Source organism: Parvularcula sp. IMCC14364 (genome assembly GCF_030758415.1).
Classification (GTDB): Bacteria; Pseudomonadota; Alphaproteobacteria; order Caulobacterales; family Parvularculaceae; genus Aquisalinus.
The window spans coordinates 2865148-2886222 of record NZ_CP132334.1 but is presented as its reverse complement, the minus strand read 5'-3'; the positions used below and the strand labels follow the sequence as shown (position 1 = coordinate 2886222).

The following is a 21075-nucleotide window of genomic DNA, read 5'->3' as shown; positions in this document are numbered from 1 at the left end:
AGCTTACTTCTTTTCCAGTAATATCTGGCCCTGTTTCTCAACACTGCCGGAGATGGATTCAGCAATGCCTGCAAGGAGCGACGGCAGCACAGCCACGATCCGCACATGCGCTTCGAATATGTCAATATCACCCTTGATATTCTGCCCAAGGCCCTTCGCCGTGAATGACAGTCTGTCACCCGACCATTCCTCGGTAAAACGAAACTTTATGCCGCCTGACATGGCAGATTTGATCTTGTCGAAATTTTCCTCAACCCGGCGACGAGCTTCTTCTTTGCCGAGGTCGTGGGACAGGGTGATCGTGACTGGACGCGCCATGGAAATAGTCTCCTTGTTCAGATCTCATATAGGAAGGGCGGCCCAATGTTACAAACGGACCGGCTCATGCCGTGGACATGCCTCCTAGTCAGCATGGACAATCTTGCCTGTGCGATAGCGCTCGATCAGGCGAAAAACGAGCAGGATACCGATCCCGGCAAAAATAATGCCGCCAATCGCCTGCCCCACCAGAACACCTGATGCATCGCCGACCGCAGAACCGATCATCACAAATGGCGCTACCCCAATGGTGTTTTTCCCCCAGTTCAACCATGTGGACCAGGTCGGTCGGCCCAGGTTGTTGAAGCTGGCATTGCCAATGAACAGAACCCCGTTGAAAAAAAACAACGGTGTTATGACAATGGCAAAAACCGAGACCAGGTTCTGTCCGGTCTGGTCGAGGCCGAACTGTTCGCCAATGAAGCCAGCGGAAACAAGCAAAACGCCCCAGATAAACAGGCTGTATGCTGCTGTAAAAATCAGGGCCTTGATGACCGTTTCGCGCACACGGGCATAGTTTTCGGCGCCGAAATTCTGCCCAATGATTGGCCCAACAGCACCAGAGAGTGCGTAAACGACGCAAAATGCCAGCGGTGTCAGACGGCCGATCACAGCATAGGCAGCGATAGCCGAGTCCCCATAAGGGGCAATGAAGCGTGTGACGATGAGATTGCCGATCGGTGTTGCAATGTTGGTCAACACAGCCGGTACCGCAATCTTGAGGATCGGCTGTAAGTGTTCCCGGAATTTGTCTCGCTCAAATGGGGCGAAGCCGCCATAATGTTTGAGGATTGGCGCGATGGCAAACCATGCCATCGCGAACCGCGCTGCAACCGATGCCATGGCGGCCCCTTCAAGACCGAAAGACAGGCCGAAAATCAGGATTGGGTCGAGGATGGCATTGACGATGCCGCCAGCAAGCGTTGCGTTCATGGCGCGACGCGCATCGCCGTGCGCACGCAGGATGCCAGAGCTGGACATGGCAAAGACAGCCACCGGCAAGGACGGCACGACAATTCTCAGATATCGGGTTGCGTGGGCTTTGGCATCGCCAGTCGCCCCGATCATGTCCAGCAGTTGTGGTGCAAATATCCAGAACAGGACAGCGATAACAATGCTGACCATAAGACCCAGCGCAACAGCACTGGTGGCGATACGCCGCGCCCCTTCCTCATCATCCCGGCCCAGCCGTCTGGCCGTCAGGGCACTCACGGCAATCATCAGGCCGATTGAGACGCTCATATTAAAAAAGATGAGCGTGCCCGCGAATCCCACACCGGCGGTAATCGCCACATCCCCCAAAAGGGAGATGAAGTATAAATCTATGAAATCCACTGCGAACATGGACAAAAGCCCCGCACTCGCGCTGAAGGCCATGATGGCCACATGGCGCATCAGATTTCCCTCGAGGAATTTCGCCGGGCGTTTGATGGGGACAGAGGTTTTCACGAACAAGTCTCAAAAAGAATGGGCTTTCTTAGTGCCTGATCTCATGCCGGTGAGCCATGTTTATTTTGGCTGGTGTGCCGCTGACAGTAACGTGAAGTGCGGCCTTATTCCTGCCAAAAGGTAACCTTCCTTTTGCTGCGTAGCCGTCTTAAGTACAGCAGCATCAGTTTTATGAATGGAATGGAACATGATTATCTCAGACATTTTCGCCCCTTGCATGAGCGTGTTTGCTGTCGCTGCAGTTGAAGCGGCACCCGTATCGCTGGAGCCGGCGGCTGTTGCCGCGCCCGTCATTGTGGCTCAGGTTACCGCAGATGATCTCAATGCTGCTCAGATCAGCGAGCCAGAGCCTCAGCCGCAGGGTATGCAAGCACCTTATTCAGCGGAAGTTCAGCCTCTGACTGTACCTACTGTCGAAAGTGATTTCAGCTATCAGACTGGGCCACTTGCTTATGAAGATCGCACGGATGAAGAAGTCTTTGCCATGGCAGTAACGTCTCTGCGCGGCATCGAAACAATGTCGGCAGACTTTATCCAGACGGCTCCCAGTGGCAATATCACTACTGGTCAGTTGCAACTGTCGCGTCCGGGTCGTTTGCGTTTCGAGTATGATGACCCCAACCCGACATTGATTGTTGCAACCCAGGGTCTTGTCTATGTTCATGACGCTGACCTTGAGACAACTGACAGCTATCCGGTAAATCGCACCCCTCTGAAATTCCTGCTTAACCGTAATGTGCAGACCGAAGATGCGCGCCTGAAAGAGGTTCTGCGCTCTGAGGCGGCTGTCAATCTGATCCTTGAATCAACAGATGTGGAAACGCAGGGCGAAATGGTCCTGACCTTTGACGCCCCTGACATGCAGTTACGGCGATGGGCCGTCGTCGATGAGGCAGGCAATTACACAGTTGTTGATCTCGATAATGTGCGCAATGGCGTTCGCATACCCAACAACGCCTTTCGGATCCCCGAGGCGGGTGGAAGCTTTGTCCGCGACCGCTAGGGGCCGATCAAGTCGAGGAATTTGCAACACGCAAGATTTTTTCGCAAATGTAACTTGAAAAGATGGGGTGTGATGCGTTATTGTCACATTACGCGATAATTGATGCAGCGATCAGCGTCGCCCCCCGCTTGCAGATCCGCATCTCGCGTCGCCGGACTTCCCCTCCCGGCGCAGGCGCTACAGCGCAAGATTGCGCCCGGCTCAGCCGGGCGCTTTTTTTTGTATGCGTGCTTGACTATCTGCCCCACAGGCATGACCTGTTGACCCATGAACAATGATGAAGAACTGGAGCAACTCGAGCGAGAGTTGCCCGTATTATCCTGCTTGAGACGTTTTGCTGACGGGTTGGAAGAAGTGCCCTGGTTTTCGCATCTGGGTGAAGCGTTGCACCCGAAAACACGTCTGGTGGCTGATCACTATCTCGATCAACTGGGATTTCCGGATACGGATATCGCGATCCTGGCTGACTGGGATGACGCAGCAGCTTCTGCAGAGACGTTCGATTGGTCAAACCCTGCCTGGGAGGCAGAGGAGCTTGTGCGGTCAGACCTGACGGGCCGGGCGTTGGAATTCCTCTCGGAAGAAGCGCTTCAACTTGGGCTTTCTGTTGTGGCAGACCGTGCGGGTCATGCGTCCAAGAGCGCGTTGCTGGATACAGCCGCACTCTGGGATATGGTTGACGAGAACGTACACAATCTTTCTGTGGGGGGAGCAGTACAGGCCGCTTATGGCGCGGGCCTGTTGCTGTTGGCAGCAGCAAATGATCCTGATTTTGATGCAGGCGGTCATGTCTTTGCGTTGAAGTTTCAGTTGTTCGAACAAGGACGCTGGCCGGTTGGGGTCGTGGGCAGCAGCTTCAATCTGTTTTGAAAAAAGACTGCCCGTCGCTCAGGCACTGTCAGAGTGAGAGGACCTCTATTGCGGCAAGTGTCAGTAGATAGACAGCCATGGCCGTCAGCAACCATTTCAACAGTTTACGGAATACTGCTTCGGAAAGATTGCCCAGAAGTTTCGTGCCCAGCAAAGTCCCGCAAAAACCGCTTACCAGCGCCGCCGCGATCAGGGGTATCCATGGCGCGTATATGAACCCGGCCAGAAAAAAAACGATCACTTTCAGACCATGTTGCAGGGTCATGCAGGCACCCGAGGAGGCAATGAGGCCCTGCCGTACCATGCCGGGAACTTTTGACAGGATTGTCGAAATAAAAGGACCGGTTGCGCCGACAAAAAGCGTCAAAAATGATGAGATGCCGCCTGCCACAATATATGATCTGGGACCAAATCCAAGATTGCGAAATTTCGGCCCCCATTGTGTGAAGATAATGAATGCCGCGATGGCGAAACGAAAGGCCCAGGCAGGCAGGTTGGTCACAACCTGAGATCCGATGCTCGCCCCGATGACGGCACCAATCGCGAACCAGCCAAGAATCGGCCAGTCGATATGCCGGAACAGAATGCTTGCACGGCCTGCGTTAGATCCGACCATCACAGCGCCGTGCACGGGGACCACAGCGATGGCAGGCATGACAGAACTCATAACTGCGATCAGCAGCAGGCCGCCGCCAATACTGAAAGCTGCTGTGAGGGCGGACCCAAAAAAACTGGTGAAGATGATAAGCGCTGCCTGCCACAGGTGTGGCATCTCAGGGGGAAGAAAACTCATCTGTTCCATTGCGCCATGGTCTATGGTGTAAACGCATGGTTGCCAAGAGAGACGCGCAGGAAAGGCCGATATGAAAATCACGACATGGAACATTAATTCTGTTCGCCTGCGCATTGGTCAGGTTGAGAAGTTTCTGAAGGAACACGCGCCTGATGTCCTCTGTCTTCAGGAAATCAAATGCGTCAATGACCAGTTTCCCTCAAAAGCCCTGCGGAAACTGGGGTATGAGCACATCGCTGTTCATGGGCAGCCTGGTTACCATGGGGTGGCGATAATCTCACGGCATCCATTTACAGCTGAGCAGGCGCACCAGTTCTGCGGGAAAGACGATACACGCCATATCAGTGTGCGCCTGAAGGGCGGTCTTGAGATACATAATTTCTATGTGCCTGCAGGTGGGGATGTACCGGACCCGGAAGTGAATGAGAAATTCGCACACAAACTGGCATTCATGCAGGAAATGGCAGGATGGTTCAGTGAGAACATTGCCCGAAAGTCTATTCTTGTTGGTGATCTGAATGTAGCGCCGACAGAGAATGATATCTGGTCGCACAAGCAACTGCTCAAAGTTGTCTCACATACGCCGGTTGAAGTGGAACATATGCAGGCAGTAATGGATAGCGTCGGCTGGATAGATGTGGCCCGCGAGTTGATCCCGGAGCCAGAAAAACTTTATTCGTGGTGGTCCTATCGTGCCAAAGACTGGCGTGCCTCCAACAAAGGGCGGCGGCTGGATCATATCTGGGTCACGCCCGCGCTTCGCAAGGCCGCACTGGATGGTGGTCGCGAGGCCTATACCATTCACGATGAGGCGCGTGGTTGGGAAAAAGCCTCCGACCATGCGCCAGTTACCCTGATACTGGATATCTGAAACGCATGAAAAATGCCGCCGATAAAAACCGGCGGCATTGTTTATCTCGTAAAGATCAGGCTGCGAGCAGCCAAACTCTTATCTTTTCTTGCGTGTCGCTTTCTTTTTCACCGCGCGTTTTGCTGGTGCTTTCTTCGCGGCAGCTTTTTTGGCTGGCGCTTTCTTTTTCACAACGCGTTTTGCTGGTGCTTTTTTCGCAGCTTTTTTGGCTGGCGCTTTTTTCGCAACTTTCTTGCGTGGTGCACGTTTCTTTGGTGCCATTTGCTCAGCTTCGATCTTGTCGAGAGCCTCTGCGTAAGTTGCCAGTGCTTTCATGAAAGCAGCCTGCTGTGTTTTAGGCAGTACATTCAGCGCCGCTGTTTCTGCATTCACAACTTTAGCTGTTGCTGATGTCAGCACTTTTTTACCGGCCGCAGTCAGCTTGACTGAATTGGCACGTGCGTCTGTTTTTGTACGTTGGCGAGCGAGGTAGCCTTTTTTGATCAGGCGAGAGATCATGTCTGCGAGTGTAGAGCGATCAATGCCAGTCTTGCGGACGAGATCAGTCTGGCTCAAGCCTTCATCTTCGGAGACAGTGTGCAGAACAGCAAACTGACGTGGGGTTGGGCCTGTTTTGCCAACTTCTTTGGCATACAGGTCGTATGAATATTGTTGGGCACGGCGAATAAGGTGGCCCGGTGATTTTTGCAGCGAGAATTTAGCCATTGTTTTCCTCTTGTCTGTTGTAGGGCAGCGCCTTACGACGTTGCTTGTGTATGCGGAGCAAGATGAGAAGGATTTCTTCAATAGCTCCTGGGTGCACTGTTTGCCTTTTATCTGTTAACAAACATTTGCAACCTGTCCAGTGTCGGCAGGTTTTGCAACATTTTTCCACAATTTTTGAAAAAAAATGGGTAAAACAAACTATCTGTGACCAGAATTACCCAAATTTCGATTTTCGGGCAAGGAGAAAAAGCACGGTGACTACCGATAATCTTGAACCAGAGTTTGCGCGAAGAGTGCCCGAAGATGATAACATGGAACGGTCCGTCTGTACGCGCTGTGGCTTTATTGATTACCAGAACCCTAAAATCGTTGTTGGTTCTGTCGCGGTTGCAGGTGAGCAGATTTTGCTCTGCAAACGTGCAATTGAGCCACGAAAAAGTTTCTGGACACTACCGGCCGGATTTATGGAGTTGAAGGAAACCCTTGAAGAAGCTGCCATGCGTGAGGCGCAGGAAGAGGCCTGTGCTGAACTTGCTATTGACCGTGTGTTGGCAACATACAGCGTGCCACATATCTCTCAGGTGCAGATTATGTTTCGTGCAAGGCTTATCAACCCTGAAACCATTGCAGCCGGGCCGGAAAGTGAAGCGGTGGGCCTTTTCAATTGGTCGGAAATCCCGTGGACGGACCTTGCTTTTCCCAGCGTCTACTGGGCACTGAAGCAGTATGATCAGTCAAAAGACAACGATGATTTTGCGCCGTTCACGAACCCTCCGGGCGGTCTTTAGCATTAGGTATGCCCTGTTGTTCGCGTGAGGTTCCTTGTCCTGTCTCGCCCATATCTTTCAACTGCAGGTTATCACCGGGTGCTGAGGGGGCACCTTCTGGGGCGTCTTCTTCAATCAGGTGTTTCGAAATGAAGGGTGTTTGAGCAATGATGAACAGGAAAATAAGTACCATGAAACCGAAGGTTTCAATCCGTACATACCAGGCTTCCCCGTCACATGGCACGTCAGGCAAGCAACCTGGCGTCATGGTTCTCCACAAGATCTCATTACCAACTGCCAATGCGAGGTAAAGCCAAACAAACCGCCATGTTAGGGTGCGCCATGCCGTATCCGGTAAATTCAGGGCCTCTCCCATGATCATTTTCAGGAATATCCGTTTGATCATGAGGCCGCCGCCCAGTAGGCCAGCAAACAGCAGATACACAAGTGTGGATCTCACATAATAGAAAATCTTGCTTTGAAAGATCAGTGTCAGTGACCCAAAGCCTATTACCAGTATGCCGGTTAGGACCAGCATCGGGGAAATACTGCGTTCCTTCCAGACCGAATAGACACTTGCGACCATCCACACAGGGATGAAAAGTGCGGTAGCGACGAATACACCATCGCCCCCTTCACTGAACATCTGCGTGCCGAAGGTCCGATCAAGCACCGGGCCAATGCGGCCGCCCATGAAATATCCAATAAAAAATGCTGCCAGCGGACCAAGCTCTACCAGCATTTTAGGTGTGCCGGTCAGCTTCTCTCTTTTGGGTTTTGATTCTGTCATGACTTTACCGTCAGTTCCTCGATGCCTGTGAGCGCTCTTGTAAAGTTTTCAGCGCTGAATGGTTGCAGGTCTTCGACACTTTCGCCGACGCCAACATAATGTACGGGCAGGCTGAATTTGTCAGCCAGAGCCACAAGAACGCCGCCGCGCGCGGTGCCGTCCAGTTTAGTCATGATCAGGCCGGATACGCCTGCGATCTGGGTGAATACCTCAGCCTGGCTAATGGCATTCTGGCCAACCGTGGCGTCGAGCACGAGAATGGTGTCGTGTGGTGCCGTCTCATCGAGTTTGCGGATCACACGGACAATTTTGGCCAGTTCATCCATCAGTTCGGTGCGATTCTGCAAACGCCCTGCGGTGTCAATCATGAGCACATCGATATTCTGTGCCCGTGCTTCCTGCAATGCGTCATAGGCAAGGCCAGCGGCATCCGCGCCAACGGCACGGGAAATAACTGGTGCACCGACGCGCGCTCCCCATACAGCCAGTTGTTCGATCGCTGCTGCCCGGAATGTGTCACCGGCTGCCAGCATGACAGACTTTCCTTCACCAGAAAACTTCCGGGCCAGTTTGCCAATAGTCGTTGTCTTGCCTGCACCATTCACGCCTGTCATCAAGATCACATGAGGCCGGTTGGCTGGATTGATGATGATGTCTTTTTCAAGGGGCAGAAGGCTACCGGCGATTTCTTCGGCCAGGACCTTTCGTACTTCAGTATCGCTGATTTCCTTGTCGAACTTGTCCTTCGCCAGCGCCGTGGTGATGCGTGTTGCGGCTGGCACGCCAAGATCTGCCGTAATCAGCAGATCTTCCAGTTCTTCCAGCGTGTCGTCATCAAGTTTGCGCTTGGTGAAAATAGCGCTGACACCACCCGATAATTTTGCAGATGATTTAGACAGGCCTTGAGTCAGGCGTCCAAAGAACCCGCGTTTCTTCTCCGGCTCTGGTTCTTCCAGCTCCGGCATATCGGGCAGATCCGGCGCTGTTTCTTCGGCCTCAATTTCTATTTCAAACTCATCAGCAGTTTCTGTTCTCTCCTCCTGGATGAGCGGCGGGATTGTTTCTTCTTGCAATCTAGCTGTGAACTTTTCTGCGTTTCCGGCGAAAGCCGTTTGCAGTTCATGACGTACCTGCGTGGTCAGTTTCTCTGCCACCTCGCGACGTTCTGAGATAATCGCAGCCTCATCAATAGATGGCGCGTCGCTTTTAGTTTCTTCTGTGTTGCCCCCGTCGCCAAAAAGACCGCTGAAAAATCCGGGTTTTTCCTTTGCAGGCTCTTCGTCGAGCGAAGATGTTGTTTGAGTTGCAGGTTCGGGAGCGGGATCTGCCTCGCTCGAAGTATGAGTCGTATCGTCCGCTGGCAGCTGTTCTACACCCTGCGTGTCCGCATCGTTTTCAGGCGTATGGCCCTGTTCTTCGGTGTCTGGTTTCTTGTCCCGGCCAAAGAGGCGTCCGAGAAACCCTTTTTTTTCGCTCACTGTACTGTTTTCTCCACTGGCGATCCTGTCAAAATACGCCCGTCATGACCGGTCAGCATCACTTTGACGAGATGCCCGGGGTCCAGAAGGCTCATGTCGCCTTTCGGATCAAATGTCACTTCCGCAAAATTTGCCAATCGACCGCGTGCCAGTTTTGCTGTGTCTGTCGCTTTCTCAGTCAGCACTTCAAACGAACGTCCTGCGAGGCTGTCGAGATGTTTTGACAAAGCGGCATCTCCTGCTGCCCTCAAGCGCCGCGACCGGTCTTTAATTGTTTCGCGATCCAGCTGTGGCATACGGGCAGCTGGTGTCCCCTGCCGGGGGGAGTACGGGAAAACATGCAAATACGACAGGTCGCACGCGCTCACGAGTGAAACAGAGTTTTCAAACATTTCTTCAGTTTCCGTCGGGAAACCGGCAATAATATCTGCACCAAACGCCATTTCCGGGCGGCACGCGCTGATTTTGCGACAGAACTCGATCGCCTGCTCACGCGTATGCCGTCGTTTCATGCGTTTAAGGATCATATTATCGCCGGATTGCAGCGACAGGTGAAGATATGGTGTGATGCGTTCTTCAGTCACGAGCAGCTCAAAAAGTCGCTCGTCTATTTCTGCCTCATCAATGGAGGAGAGCCGCAAGCGCGGCAGATCCGGAACGGCTGCCAGCAGGCGTGCAACAAGCGTGCCGAGATCTGGTTCTCCCGGCAGGTCTGGCCCATAAGAGGTTATATCCACGCCTGTGAGTACCACTTCTCGAGTGCCAGCCTGAGTGAGCTGGCGCACCTCTGAAATCACCTCTTCAATCGGTACAGAACGGCTGTTGCCGCGCCCATATGGAATAATGCAGAAAGTGCAGCGGTGATCGCAGCCATTTTGAATCTGGACATATGCACGGGTGCGTTTCGATGCTGAAGGGTCAGGTTGTGCGGTGGTTAGTGTGGTTTCTGCCATAATGTCAGAAACCAGAGAAGTTTCAGCAGGCTTGTGGCCGAGTGTTTTCCATATATCGGCCTGCATTTTTTGGGCATTTCCGATTACAGCACTTACTTCCGGCATCAGTTCAAAACTGCCAGGATCAATCTGCGCAGCACACCCTGTGACGATAATTTTTTTATCAGGGGTGTTTCTTTTGGCTTGCCTGATTTTCTGCCGGGTCTGACGCACCGCTTCATTGGTGACAGCGCAGCTGTTGATAATGACAGCATCCTGTAACCCGGCATTTTTTGCGTGAGCGGCCATTTTCTCGGACTCATAACCATTCAGCCGACAGCCCATGCTGACGACTTCGGTTGCTGCTCCGTGATTGCTGGTTGGTCGATCACTCATCGGGGATACATGCGGTATCAGATTGCAGTGTGCAAGTCTTGGCGGGTGGACAGTTTAACGACTGAGAGTCCCCTGATGCTCCAACTCTACCGGCCCGGCCATGATGACATGATCGTCGCTCTCCCGCCATTCAATCGCCAGTGTGCCGCCATCAAGTTCCACGCTAGCCTTGCGCGCTGTAAGGCGTCGCCTGTTTGCAGCAACAAGAGCGGCACATGCTGCCGTGCCGCATGCTCTGGTGATGCCAGCGCCACGCTCCCAAACACGCAGACGGATATCATATTGTCCGCGCACCTGTGCGATTGAAATATTGGCCCGCTCCGGGAAAAGCGGATGATGCTCAATCATGGGCCCGAATTTATCGAGTTGATGGGCGCTCACATCATCTACAAAGAAGATGCAGTGCGGATTACCCATGTTGACCGCAGACGGCCCCCAGAGAACCGGGTTATCGATAGGCCCCAGCTTGATATCAATGAAACGTGTATCATCCATTTGTTCTGCCAGGGGAATATCCTGCCACTTCAGGCGTGGCTCGCCCATATCAACGCTGATACGTTCGTTGCCAATCCATTGCGCTTCAACCTCACCTGCCGGGGTCAGGAAGGCTACACCCTGGGCGCCACTCTCTTTCATCAACAGCCAGCCAATGCAGCGTGCAGCATTGCCGCAGGCACCTGCCTCCGAACCATCAGCATTCCAGATACCCATGTAAGGCTCACCGGCGCGACTCTCCAGCGTAATGATCTGATCGCATCCATAGGCGCCGTCACGCGCGCCAAGGGTGATCGCCGCTTCCTCGGTCATCCTGTGGCTGGTACGGCGCAGGTCTACAATGACGAAATCATTACCAAGACCATTCATTTTCCAGAATGGGAGGCCAGTGAGATCAAATAACGCGTCGGTCATGGGGTATAATACCAGATAGCAAGATAGCTCCCTAGCCATGAAACATAGTGTCCGGCAAGAGCGTGGTAAGGCTTCAGCACGCCGGACATCCAGATATGTGCTGTGGCCAGCATCGCCAGATGAGGAAGGGGCGTTGGGAGTGCATGAAAATCACTTCCGATTGCGGCGCCCAATACAGGTATGAGAACAAGGCAGCCACAAAGCCTTTTCTTCAAGGCCGATGGTGCCTGAAACAGGCCAAGCACAACAAGGGGGCATATCAGCAACGCCCAGCACGCCATCTCTGCCATGGCTGAGGCGAAGCGGCCTTCATGGCGTATCTCCCAGATTGTGCTGGTATCGCGGACGTTGGTGAAGAAGCGCCACAGATCAGATGCCTCGCCTGTACTCCAGAACCAGTAATAAAAGCCAGCACCAGCGAAAATCAACGGCATCATGATAATCAGGAAGGGTGTCAGTTGATGTTTTATCAGAAGGCGCGGTGAGATCAGGACTGTAAGACTGGCAAGTACTGGCAGTACAAGCCAGAAAAAAGGCATTGCAGCAGAAAACAATACCAACAGTGAGAGGCCGACAATGACGGCGTTGCGTGAGAATGTGCGTTGCTGAAGTGACGCGCATAATGACCACAGGATCATCGACAGGCAGGGTATCAGATAAGTTTCAGAACTTGTGAAGCACCATAATAACAACGGGTTCGTCAGACATAAGGCTAACATGACCATGTTCGATAAGGACAGTCGCACTAAAGGTTGCCTTGTGTAAGTAATGGTAACAGCCGTGCTTATACTGAAAAAAGTGAGCAGCAGAATGGTCGACACAGCGATCGGTATGGTTGATTGCAGGTATGTCAGCAAACTGATGGCCCAACCATACCCAGAAGGCTGCTCTTGGGATAATGGCGAGAACCCGAATAGCAGTATGGCCATTGCAACGAGCAAGCTTGCTGAACCCATAACGAGGGCTGACGGAAATTTACTTTCAATAGGGCGCATCAGTCGGGATTTCTGTTGTCGGGTTGTGATGCGTTTTTTCCCAATAGAAGGGATTTCGGCATAGCTGCCACAGTGCCATATATCCGGCGATGCTTTGCAACAGCCAGTAAAGCGGCAACAGCAGGGCATAAGGCGTATGCTGAAGCCACCGTCTGTTCAGGGGAGCAATCATGTAGAGATATACCAGCAGGAAATTCCCGAGCAGAAAGCTTGTGACGGCCAGACCGCCGAGAGGTTCAGGAAAGAAGCTGGACTCAATTCCCTGGAAGCCTGCAAGCCACAGCACGAACAGCAGCCAGAATATCGGGTTAATCAAAGCAGCAACAATAACGGATGCGACGACGAAGTGGAGGGTGACCTGTTTGCGCCAGAATTGACCACTCATCAGGGATCCGCCTGGCTGGCGCAAATGTACCAGCCATTTCTGTATATAGCCCTTGATCCAGCGTGACCGCTGGCGCAGCCAGCCTCTCATGTCTGGGGTCGCTTCTTCCCATGTCGTAGAATTCAGCATTGTAGTCCGATAGCTGGAATCGCTCAGTCTCAGACCAATATCAGCATCTTCGGTCACATTATAAGGATCCCAGCCACCTATTTCCTGAAGCACGTGTGTGCGGAAGAAATTTGATGTTCCCCCCAACGGTATCGGCATGTTGTGGCGGCAGAAAACAGGCAGCAGCGTATCAAACAGGAAAGTGTATTCCAGAGTAAACAGTCGTGTGAGGCCGTTACGTTCCGGGTTATAATAATTCAGACGTGCCTGTGCGCAGGCAACCTGCTCTGGTGCAGTGGCAAATAATTTTGCTGCTATGCGGAGTTGGTCAGGGTCCGGTCTGTCTTCCGCGTCGTAAACGACAACAAGGTCACCACGTGCAAGCCACAGACCATAGTTACAGGCTTTAGGTTTAGTCTGTGGCGCGCTATCGGGCACAACTATCAGATGATACTGCGTATCGAGAAAATATTGTCTTGCAGCTTTTTCTGTGCCTAGATCATTTTCTTCGAGAAGAATTTTTATATCCAGCTTGTCCTGCGGATAATCCAGCGCGGACAGGGCTTCATGTATATAGGGAACGCTTGCAGCTTCTTGATATAGTGGAACCAGTATGGTGATGACGGGCAGCTCATAGTCTGCTTTATGCTCAGGGGGCGCCGCCCGGGCTTCCGGCACTCTGACGGATTCCAGCAAAAGCCAGCAGCGCAGAAGTGCAAGCACCAGACAGTAAGTTATATAAGCAGTACTGATCATTGGAGGCAATATCTCGGGTGAAAGATATGCCATCACAGCCAACCATACCGCGATTGCAATAAAGCTGTATGTTTGGGGCCTCGTCAGAATGTTTGAAGCGCTTTGGATTGGATATGTCGCCTGAAAATATGACACAGCTTTTTCCAGGAGGTGCATTTCATATTTCGCGGTAATTTCTTGAAGTCTGGACTGGCGTTCGCGTGGCTCAATGCCGTCTTCATTGAGTTCAAGAATGAGGGGTGAAATTTCCGCAGACAGGTCTGGTGTGGCAGTCACTTTCGCCTCCGGTGACGCAAAAACTTTATATAGAAAAAGGGAAACAGGACAAAAAGCAGGAGCCAGAGGGCACCCGGCTCCGTGTAGGTTATTTTCTCCAGCAACGACGGATCAGGTAATGGCGCACTGATATTTTCCTGGTTAAATAAAAACATTCAGACCGTTAGAACCTGTTCCATATACTGAAAAAAATACTATTCCCAGTTTGGAGGTTGCGCCCGTAAATATCGTAACTACCGCCAATAGCATATGAGGCGCGATCATTGCGGTGATAGACAATAGTTGGCTCCAGCCTGGCTATATCATAATCAACGCCACCTGAATCATTTTGCAGACTGATAGAATTGAGTGATTTGGCAAGAATCATCCATCGCGCCAGTGGCTTTATACCTGCGGTAAATTCAAAGTTCACCAGGTCGGCATCATCGCCAAGTGCGTGTCTGACACCGGTCTGGGTGGTGAAAAACACAGTGCCTTCATTATTGAAGCTCCTGCCTGTCAGGATGGAAATCTCAACAGCATTACCGTAGGTAATAGGAGCGAACCTCACATTGTCGGACTGTTGAATACGATCCATGTTTGTTTTGGCAGCGTAAGATATCTGGCCTGAAAAAACTGATCTGTCAGTGCGTTTGAATTGCTGCTGCAGTGAGATTTCCGCGGCGGTCAGTCCTTGCGTCGCAGCCGGGAACTGCCCACCATATTCTTGTGTTGCATATGCCAGTTTGCCCGTAAGGGTTGCTGTGGGGGTTAAGCCATATTCCGTGTACATGCTAGTGGTGAGTTGTCTGAATGTGGGTGAGGTGAAGCTTTCAGTTCTGGTTATCGTCTGGCCTTCCCCCTCTGGCATTGGCCAAGGGGATGCTTTCGCGGCCATCGGGTTTGCGATGGCCACAAAACATACCAGAAAAAAAGTGCCGCAGCATTGCGCTGATTTTATATACCCCATGAAACCCGCCCCATCATGCAGGCAGGTTAGTCTTCAAGTAGTATTATTTCAACATAAGCTGGCGAAGTTGAAGCTTTTAGCAGTCTTTCTCAATGCGATTCAGGGAGTCGGTAATACCCAGTAATGAGAACGTATAATTTGTCGCTGTTCCGCGTTCTGAAATGGCTGAGACATGCATGTCGCTGCCCCGTTTCATTGCCGATACGAGACGGCGTTCATCGGTGTCCCGTTCAACAAAGCCTTCCTGCTCTGAAGTGTACATTTCCCACTTGTCAGAGCCGATACGCACCACAGGTTCAGGTGCATCACGCAGTTCATATCCGGCGATAAAACTTGGTTGCCCCTCCGCAACGCCTGATGACCAGGTTGAGACCATAAAGAAAACATCGCCATGATTGACTGAGCGGGGCGATTTGTCAGTCGGCTCTGTAACGGCATAACACACAGTATCGCCGCCCAGATCCAGCTTGTAGACAATCCAGTCTTTATAGGTCGCAATGACTGTGGGCTGTTGTGCAGCAGCGGGCAGGGCAGCTGACAGGATAAAGGCAAGAATACTGGTCGAAATTACTTTGTTCATTGTCACTTCCGAAAGTCCGGGCAAATCATTTGCCTATCACGCTACGCTTGGAAGGTTAACTAGGCATAACCATTTGTCAGAAATACGACAAGACAGCTGGAAATTAAAGCTATTCCATATTTTGTCTGATGGCGGCTGCCGCAATGAAAGGGCAGGTGGCAACGGCAATCAGGCTGAAGGCCGAGAGGAACATGAACGCAGAGAGCATGTCGTCTCCGCCTGTCGCGGCTCTGGCGCCGAAAATCAGGGCTGGGGCAAAGAAAGGCAGAGCAAGGAAAATGACAAGGCCCGTTCCTCTTGGCAGGCCGGCGCATATGGCAGCCAGGCAGGCACCGATAAAAGCCAGGGATGGTGTGCCTAACGCAAGTGACAGAGACAGCCGCAGGGTGGTCGACATATCAGCGCCGAGCAGGAAGCCAAGCGGTACCGCAGCCAGCAGGACCGGCGCGCAGACGACAAGCCAGTAAGCGACCATCATGACCAGCAAGACCAGCCAAAGCGGCTGTGACGTTAGTCTCAGGACAGCGAAACGCCCTTCCGAAAGATCATCCTGAAACAGGCCTTCAAGGCCAAGCAACGCGGCAAGGCAGGCAAATATCCATAATAGGCCAGGAGCAATGGTGCTCAGCAAAATGTCATCAGTCCCCAGTGACAGGGGGGCAAGGGCACCTGCAAGGATGAACAACCCTAATGCTGCTGGCCCGGCACTGCCGCGAGTCCTCAGCATTATTTCCTGTCGAAGAAGCGTCAGAGCGTTTGTCATGCGGGGATCCCAACAGCCAGATGGAGCCCTTGGGCATTTGGCAGGGTGAAGCCTTCGTGAGCGGTCAGGACGATAATACCACCTTTTGCCCGGTGCTGCTGGCAGACGTCTTTGAGCAGTTCCTGTCCTGCGGCATCCAGCGCTGTGGCTGGTTCGTCCATCAGCCAGACAGCCCTTGGCGCGATCAGCAGGCGGGCTAAAGCCAGCCGCCTTTTCTGCCCGGCGGACAAGCGGCTGGCGCGCTCGCTTGCCATCAGAGAAAGACCAACCTGCGCAATGATATCGGCGGCACGATGGCGGTTGCGTGGTGCCAGTAACTGAGACCAGGAGATGATATTCTCCAGAACGGTGAGTTTGAGGGAAACGCCATTTTCGTGCCCCAGATAGTGCATGTGGGTCGCGGCAATATCTTCCCGATGGATGATATCCGGGCCATCCAGAAACCGGATTTCACCTTCCTGCACACGGGCGAACCCGGCAAGCGCCCGCAATAGACTTGTTTTGCCAGCGCCGTTTGTGCCGCGCAAAACCAGCGCATCGCCGGGCACAACGCTGAAATTGACCCCCGCAAGAATGTGCCGCCCGGCGCGTTCAACGCCAAGGTCATGTATTTGCAAGGAAATCTGGAATGTCTCTGTCCCCATCCCGGTTTCATAAAACAATTTTTGCCACCACTGCCAGTGTAGATTGTTGGTAAAAGCGTCATGAAGAATTTTTGCTGCACAGCCCGATTGATTGCGGCCTCTGGTTCGGTCATAACGGCCCAAAATTATGCCGGTATGGCCTTTCGGCTCGCCCCTCCGGCTAGTCCCAGTAGTCATTTTCAGAGGAGAGACCCATGATCCCAGGTCAGGACAGTCTTGGCACAAAATCCAAGCTTAACGTCAACGGCAAAAGCTACAGCTATTACAGCCTCAAAAAAGCGACTGAAAAAATTGGGGATGTTTCACGTCTGCCTTTCTCTTTGAAAGTGCTTCTGGAAAATCTTCTCCGATTTGAAGATGGCCGTTCTGTCACGACAGAGGACGTGAAGGGTTTCTCTGACTGGTTGACCAATAATGGTGACAACAAAAAAGAGATCGCTTATCGCCCTGCGCGCGTATTGATGCAGGATTTTACAGGCGTGCCGGCGGTTGTTGACCTTGCCGCCATGCGTGACGCCATGAAAAATCTCGGGCAGGATGCCGAGAAGATCAATCCACTGGCACCTGTAGATCTGGTTATCGATCACTCGGTTATGGTCGATTATTTCGGGGCGGATGATTCCTTCGCCAAGAATGTGGCGGTGGAATATGAGCGTAATAACGAGCGCTACACTTTCCTTAAATGGGGCCAGGGTGCTTTTGACAACTTCCGCGTTGTTCCTCCTGGCACGGGTATCTGCCATCAGGTTAATCTTGAAAACCTGGCGCAAACGATCTGGACGGCTGACGCCGGGGGCGAGACATACGCTTATCCTGACACGCTGGTGGGTACGGACAGTCACACGACCATGGTCAATGGCCTGTCTGTTCTTGGTTGGGGTGTTGGTGGCATTGAGGCCGAAGCTGCAATGCTTGGCCAGCCGGTTTCCATGCTTATCCCGGAGGTTATCGGTTTCCGGTTTACAGGCAAAATGCCTGAGGGCGCGACTGCGACCGACCTTGTGCTGACAGTTGTACAAATGCTGCGCGAGAAAGTCGTTGTTGGCAAGTTTGTGGAGTTTTATGGCCCGGGCCTGGACAACCTGACCCTGGAAGACCAGGCAACGATCGCAAACATGGCGCCGGAATATGGTGCGACCTGTGGGTTCTTCCCGATTGATGAAGAAACACTGCGTTATCTCAGAGCTACCGGCCGGCCGGAAGACCGCGTTGCCCTGGTTGAAGCCTATGCCAAGGAGCAGGGCATGTGGCGGGAAACAGGTACACCCGATCCGGTCTTTACCGACACGCTTGAGCTTGACCTGTCATCAGTTAAACCATCTATCGCTGGCCCCAAAAGACCACAAGACCGGATTCTGCTTGAAAATGGTCCAGAAGGGTTCGCTATTGCTCTGGATAAGGAGTATGGAAAAGCGGATGAAGCCGGCAAACGTGTAGCTGTTGAAGGGGAGGATTTCGACATCGGGCATGGCGACGTGACAGTTGCTGCGATTACGTCCTGTACGAACACATCCAACCCTTCCGTTCTCATCGCAGCGGGTCTTGTGGCCCAAAAAGCCAACGCTCTAGGCCTCAAGGTCAAGCCATGGGTGAAAACATCCCTCGCGCCCGGCTCGCAGGTTGTAACCGATTATCTAGAAAAAGCAGGCCTGCAGGATGAACTCGATAACCTCGGCTTCAATCTTGTTGGATATGGCTGCACAACGTGTATCGGTAACTCCGGTCCACTGCCACCTCCGATTTCCAAGGCAATCAATGAACACGATCTGGCCGTGGCCTCTGTTCTGTCAGGTAATCGCAACTTCGAGGGCCGTATTTCGCAGGATGTGCGCGCGAATTTCCTGGCCTCCCCGCCGCTGGTCGTTGCTTATGCCATCGCCGGGTCCATGAATGTCAATCTTGCATCCGATCCGATTGCTCAGGATAAGGATGGCAATGACGTTTTCCTGAAGGACATCTGGCCGTCCAATCAGGAAATTGCTGATATTGTGCGTGGTAGTGTGACACCAGCAATGTTTGAAGCACGTTACGCCAATGCCTTTGATGGTGATGAGCAATGGCGGGCGATCAATACCGGTAATGACGAGACTTATTCCTGGCCGCATTCAACCTACATCGCCAACCCACCATACTTTGACGGTATGGAGATGGAGCCGTCAGAGACAAAACCTATTGAGAGCGCGCGCGTCCTCGGTCTGTTTGCTGACTCGATCACAACGGATCACATCTCTCCGGCCGGTGCAATCAAGGCGGATGGTCCGGCGGGTGAATATCTGCAGGACCATCAGGTTGCGATTGCCGATTTCAACTCCTATGGCTCGCGCCGGGGAAATCACGAAGTAATGATGCGTGGCACTTTCGCCAATATCCGTATCAAGAACGAAATGGTGCCTGGTACAGAAGGTGGCGTGACCAAATACGCCCCGACCGGCGAAGAAATGTCGATCTATGACGCGGCTATGAGATACAAAGCCGATGATGTTCCGCTTGTCGTTTTCGCTGGCGAACAATATGGCACGGGGTCTTCTCGCGACTGGGCTGCCAAGGGCACAAGATTGCTCGGTGTGCGTGCTGTTGTGGCTGGGTCATTTGAACGTATTCACCGTTCAAACCTTGTTGGCATGGGTGTTCTGCCATTGCAGTTTACCGGTGATGACAGCTGGAAATCTCTTGGTATGACCGGGACTGAGCAGGTCACAATCCACGGCCTCGAGGATATGGGGCCGCGCGATACACTCAAGGCAACGATCACTTTTGCTGACGGTGCCGTGAAAGAGATCGACCTTCTCTCGCGCATCGATACAGGCGATGAACTGGATTATTTCCGCCATGGCGGCATCCTGCATTATGTGATCCGCAAGCTGGCTGCCTGAACCGGGCAACCAGATTATTCAGCGCTTTTTAGGGCCGGGGTTGTTGTCAATCCCGGCTTTTTTTATGTTGGGGCGTGAATAAGGCATATTTCTCACGCGCGTTTGATATGTTTTCAGTCAGTTGCTGTGCAATATAAACACTATGAACAAAACTGTATTGCGTATCCTTGCTGTCGTTCCAGCCCTTGCCTTGACCTTCGCTGCTCTGGCGCACCCGGTGCGAGCGCAGGATCAGTCTGCCTTGTTGACCGTCGTTGAGCTATTTACCAGTCAGGCTTGTCCTCGGTCTCCTGCCGGAGATCATAACCTCTCGGCCATTGCGCAGCGGCCGGATGTTCTCGCGCTTACGTTTCCTGTGACATACTGGGACTATCTTGGCTGGGCAGATACCTTTGCTCTGGAAGAGTTTACGCAGCGCCAGAAATTCTACATTGAGCGGCTGAAGGACCAGTGGCTCTATACGCCGCAGGCTGTGGTACAGGGACAACAGGGTGTGTCTGCCGAAGATGCCGAGGCGCTTGAAGTGGCAATCGCCAATACAAGGCAGTTATCGCAATCCCTGCCAACGCCGCGCCTGTCTGATGACAGATCAACACTTACCATTATGCAGGACAGATTGACTGAGCAGGCTAATACTGTTTTGCAGGTTGTTTTCTTTGAGCGTGGACCCATTACGGTGGAAGTCACCTCCGGAAAGAATGCCGGCAAGACTTTATCTTATGTGAACGTGGTTCGTTCGCTGGCGGAAATGAACTCTGATATGCTGGCTGTACCAGAGAGCCTGCGGGACCTTTCCTGCGCTGTTCTACTGCAGGATCAACGTGATGGCACCATTTTGGGGGCAAGTGTCTGCCCTCCGGCTGACATCAATTAAAATATTAACAACTCCTTTCCCTGCACCGAATCTGTGATAGCGGACTGCTATTATAGACAAGCGATGTCGCGTTTTCCCGTTTGTCTGGGCACATTGAAAGGGAACAAACATGTTGAATGAATTCAAGGAATTTGCCGTTAAGGGTAACATGGTCGATATGGCTGTCGGCATTATTTTAGGTGGTGCTTTTGGTACTATTGTCAAGTCACTGGTAGATGACATCCTCATGCCGCCAATCGGATTGCTTATGGGCGGAGTAGATTTTGCAGACATCAAATTGACTTTGAAGCCGGGTGACGCGGCGGCAGAGATTGATCCTGTGACTATGAACTTTGGCCTGTTTTTTAATGCCTTTATTGCTTTCCTGATCGTTGCAATTGCACTGTTTTTTGTGATCAAGGCCATCAATGAGCTGAAGAAGAAGGAAGAAGAAGCACCAGCAGCGCCAGCTGAGCCGCCACGTCAGGAAGTCCTGCTTGAAGAAATCCGCGATGCGTTGAAAAAATAAACAGGATTTACATCTTCGCGACAAACCCGGCCCTTATGGCCGGGTTTTTTGTAGCCCGGTTTTTTGTGGCCAAGAGGCGATAA

Annotated in this window: 21 protein-coding genes; 7 read left to right on the top strand and 14 right to left on the bottom strand. The window is 52.4% G+C overall.

Features of this window, described 5'->3' with window-relative positions:
- Positions 1 to 3: 3 nt before the first annotated feature.
- Both RAL90_RS13465 and RAL90_RS13460 read right to left on the bottom strand, forming a co-directional pair.
- Entirely contained in the window at positions 4 to 318 is a 315-nt protein-coding gene (locus RAL90_RS13465) for a polyhydroxyalkanoic acid system family protein (protein WP_306251488.1), read from the bottom strand.
- Positions 319 to 402: 84 nt separating this feature from the next.
- The gene (locus RAL90_RS13460; RefSeq protein WP_306251485.1) at positions 403 to 1767 is read right to left on the bottom strand and encodes an MATE family efflux transporter; all 1365 of its coding nucleotides are present in this window, start codon (positions 1765 to 1767) and stop codon (positions 403 to 405) included.
- A 187-nt stretch (positions 1768 to 1954) separates the two neighbouring features.
- Here RAL90_RS13460 and RAL90_RS13455 point away from each other — a divergent pair, with 187 nt between their 5' ends.
- Both RAL90_RS13455 and RAL90_RS13450 read left to right on the top strand, forming a co-directional pair.
- Positions 1955 to 2770, top strand: a complete 816-nt coding sequence (locus RAL90_RS13455) for an outer membrane lipoprotein carrier protein LolA (RefSeq protein ID WP_306251483.1) — start codon at positions 1955 to 1957, stop codon at positions 2768 to 2770.
- Positions 2771 to 3037: 267 nt separating this feature from the next.
- A complete protein-coding gene (locus RAL90_RS13450; protein ID WP_306251482.1) occupies positions 3038 to 3640 on the top strand; it encodes a hypothetical protein in 603 nt (200 codons plus the stop codon).
- Between the two features lie 28 nt (positions 3641 to 3668).
- On the opposite strand, the gene RAL90_RS13445 is transcribed toward RAL90_RS13450, so the two are convergent.
- Complete coding sequence (locus tag RAL90_RS13445) at positions 3669 to 4433, bottom strand: sulfite exporter TauE/SafE family protein (RefSeq protein WP_306251480.1); 765 nt, start codon at positions 4431 to 4433, stop codon at positions 3669 to 3671.
- Positions 4434 to 4503: 70 nt separating this feature from the next.
- Here RAL90_RS13445 and xth point away from each other — a divergent pair, with 70 nt between their 5' ends.
- On the top strand, positions 4504 to 5304 hold the full coding sequence (gene xth, locus RAL90_RS13440) for an exodeoxyribonuclease III (RefSeq protein ID WP_306251478.1): 801 nt from the start codon (positions 4504 to 4506) through the stop codon (positions 5302 to 5304).
- Positions 5305 to 5382: 78 nt separating this feature from the next.
- Here the strand turns inward: xth and RAL90_RS13435 are convergent, their stop codons facing one another.
- Positions 5383 to 6009, bottom strand: coding sequence for a MarR family winged helix-turn-helix transcriptional regulator (locus RAL90_RS13435; protein ID WP_306251476.1), 627 nt, complete (start codon positions 6007 to 6009; stop codon positions 5383 to 5385).
- Between the two features lie 254 nt (positions 6010 to 6263).
- Between RAL90_RS13435 and RAL90_RS13430 the strand changes: the two genes are divergently transcribed.
- Positions 6264 to 6797 carry an NUDIX hydrolase gene (locus RAL90_RS13430; RefSeq protein WP_306251474.1) on the top strand — a complete coding sequence of 178 codons (534 nt, stop codon included), beginning with the start codon at positions 6264 to 6266 and terminating at the stop codon, positions 6795 to 6797.
- Here RAL90_RS13430 and RAL90_RS13425 read toward each other — a convergent pair.
- The 10 genes from RAL90_RS13425 to ccmA form a co-directional block, all read right to left on the bottom strand.
- Positions 6772 to 7566 (bottom strand): inner membrane-spanning protein YciB, encoded by a 795-nt coding sequence (locus tag RAL90_RS13425; RefSeq protein WP_306251472.1) that lies wholly within the window; start codon positions 7564 to 7566, stop codon positions 6772 to 6774. The genes RAL90_RS13430 and RAL90_RS13425 overlap by 26 nt on opposite strands.
- Entirely contained in the window at positions 7563 to 9044 is a 1482-nt protein-coding gene (gene ftsY / locus RAL90_RS13420; RefSeq protein ID WP_306251470.1) for a signal recognition particle-docking protein FtsY, read from the bottom strand. Before ftsY ends, RAL90_RS13425 begins: the two co-directional genes overlap by 4 nt.
- Complete coding sequence (gene mtaB / locus RAL90_RS13415; protein ID WP_306251468.1) at positions 9041 to 10372, bottom strand: tRNA (N(6)-L-threonylcarbamoyladenosine(37)-C(2))-methylthiotransferase MtaB; 1332 nt, start codon at positions 10370 to 10372, stop codon at positions 9041 to 9043. The genes ftsY and mtaB overlap by 4 nt, the downstream gene beginning before the upstream one ends.
- Before the next feature lie 54 nt (positions 10373 to 10426).
- A complete protein-coding gene (gene dapF / locus RAL90_RS13410) occupies positions 10427 to 11281 on the bottom strand; it encodes a diaminopimelate epimerase (protein WP_306251465.1) in 855 nt (284 codons plus the stop codon).
- The gene (locus RAL90_RS13405) at positions 11278 to 12000 is read right to left on the bottom strand and encodes a hypothetical protein (protein WP_306251463.1); all 723 of its coding nucleotides are present in this window, start codon (positions 11998 to 12000) and stop codon (positions 11278 to 11280) included. The genes dapF and RAL90_RS13405 overlap by 4 nt, the downstream gene beginning before the upstream one ends.
- Positions 12001 to 12262: 262 nt before the next feature.
- On the bottom strand, positions 12263 to 13801 hold the full coding sequence (locus RAL90_RS13400) for a glycosyltransferase family 2 protein (protein WP_306251461.1): 1539 nt from the start codon (positions 13799 to 13801) through the stop codon (positions 12263 to 12265).
- Between the two features lie 163 nt (positions 13802 to 13964).
- Positions 13965 to 14750, bottom strand: coding sequence for a hypothetical protein (locus RAL90_RS13395; protein WP_306251459.1), 786 nt, complete (start codon positions 14748 to 14750; stop codon positions 13965 to 13967).
- 76 nt (positions 14751 to 14826) lie between these two features.
- On the bottom strand, positions 14827 to 15330 hold the full coding sequence (locus RAL90_RS13390) for an invasion associated locus B family protein (protein ID WP_306251457.1): 504 nt from the start codon (positions 15328 to 15330) through the stop codon (positions 14827 to 14829).
- Positions 15331 to 15439: 109 nt separating this feature from the next.
- Positions 15440 to 16093, bottom strand: coding sequence for a heme exporter protein CcmB (locus RAL90_RS13385; RefSeq protein WP_306251454.1), 654 nt, complete (start codon positions 16091 to 16093; stop codon positions 15440 to 15442).
- Positions 16090 to 16755 carry a heme ABC exporter ATP-binding protein CcmA gene (ccmA, locus tag RAL90_RS13380; RefSeq protein ID WP_306251452.1) on the bottom strand — a complete coding sequence of 222 codons (666 nt, stop codon included), beginning with the start codon at positions 16753 to 16755 and terminating at the stop codon, positions 16090 to 16092. The genes RAL90_RS13385 and ccmA overlap by 4 nt, the downstream gene beginning before the upstream one ends.
- A gap of 176 nt (positions 16756 to 16931) precedes the next feature.
- Here ccmA and acnA point away from each other — a divergent pair, with 176 nt between their 5' ends.
- The 3 genes from acnA (at position 16932) to mscL (ending at position 20992) form a co-directional block, all read left to right on the top strand.
- Complete coding sequence (gene acnA, locus RAL90_RS13375; RefSeq protein WP_306251450.1) at positions 16932 to 19610, top strand: aconitate hydratase AcnA; 2679 nt, start codon at positions 16932 to 16934, stop codon at positions 19608 to 19610.
- Between the two features lie 142 nt (positions 19611 to 19752).
- Positions 19753 to 20484 carry a DUF1223 domain-containing protein gene (locus tag RAL90_RS13370; protein WP_306251448.1) on the top strand — a complete coding sequence of 244 codons (732 nt, stop codon included), beginning with the start codon at positions 19753 to 19755 and terminating at the stop codon, positions 20482 to 20484.
- A 109-nt stretch (positions 20485 to 20593) separates the two neighbouring features.
- Complete coding sequence (gene mscL, locus RAL90_RS13365) at positions 20594 to 20992, top strand: large-conductance mechanosensitive channel protein MscL (protein WP_306251446.1); 399 nt, start codon at positions 20594 to 20596, stop codon at positions 20990 to 20992.
- The last annotated feature ends 83 nt before the right edge of the window (positions 20993 to 21075 follow it).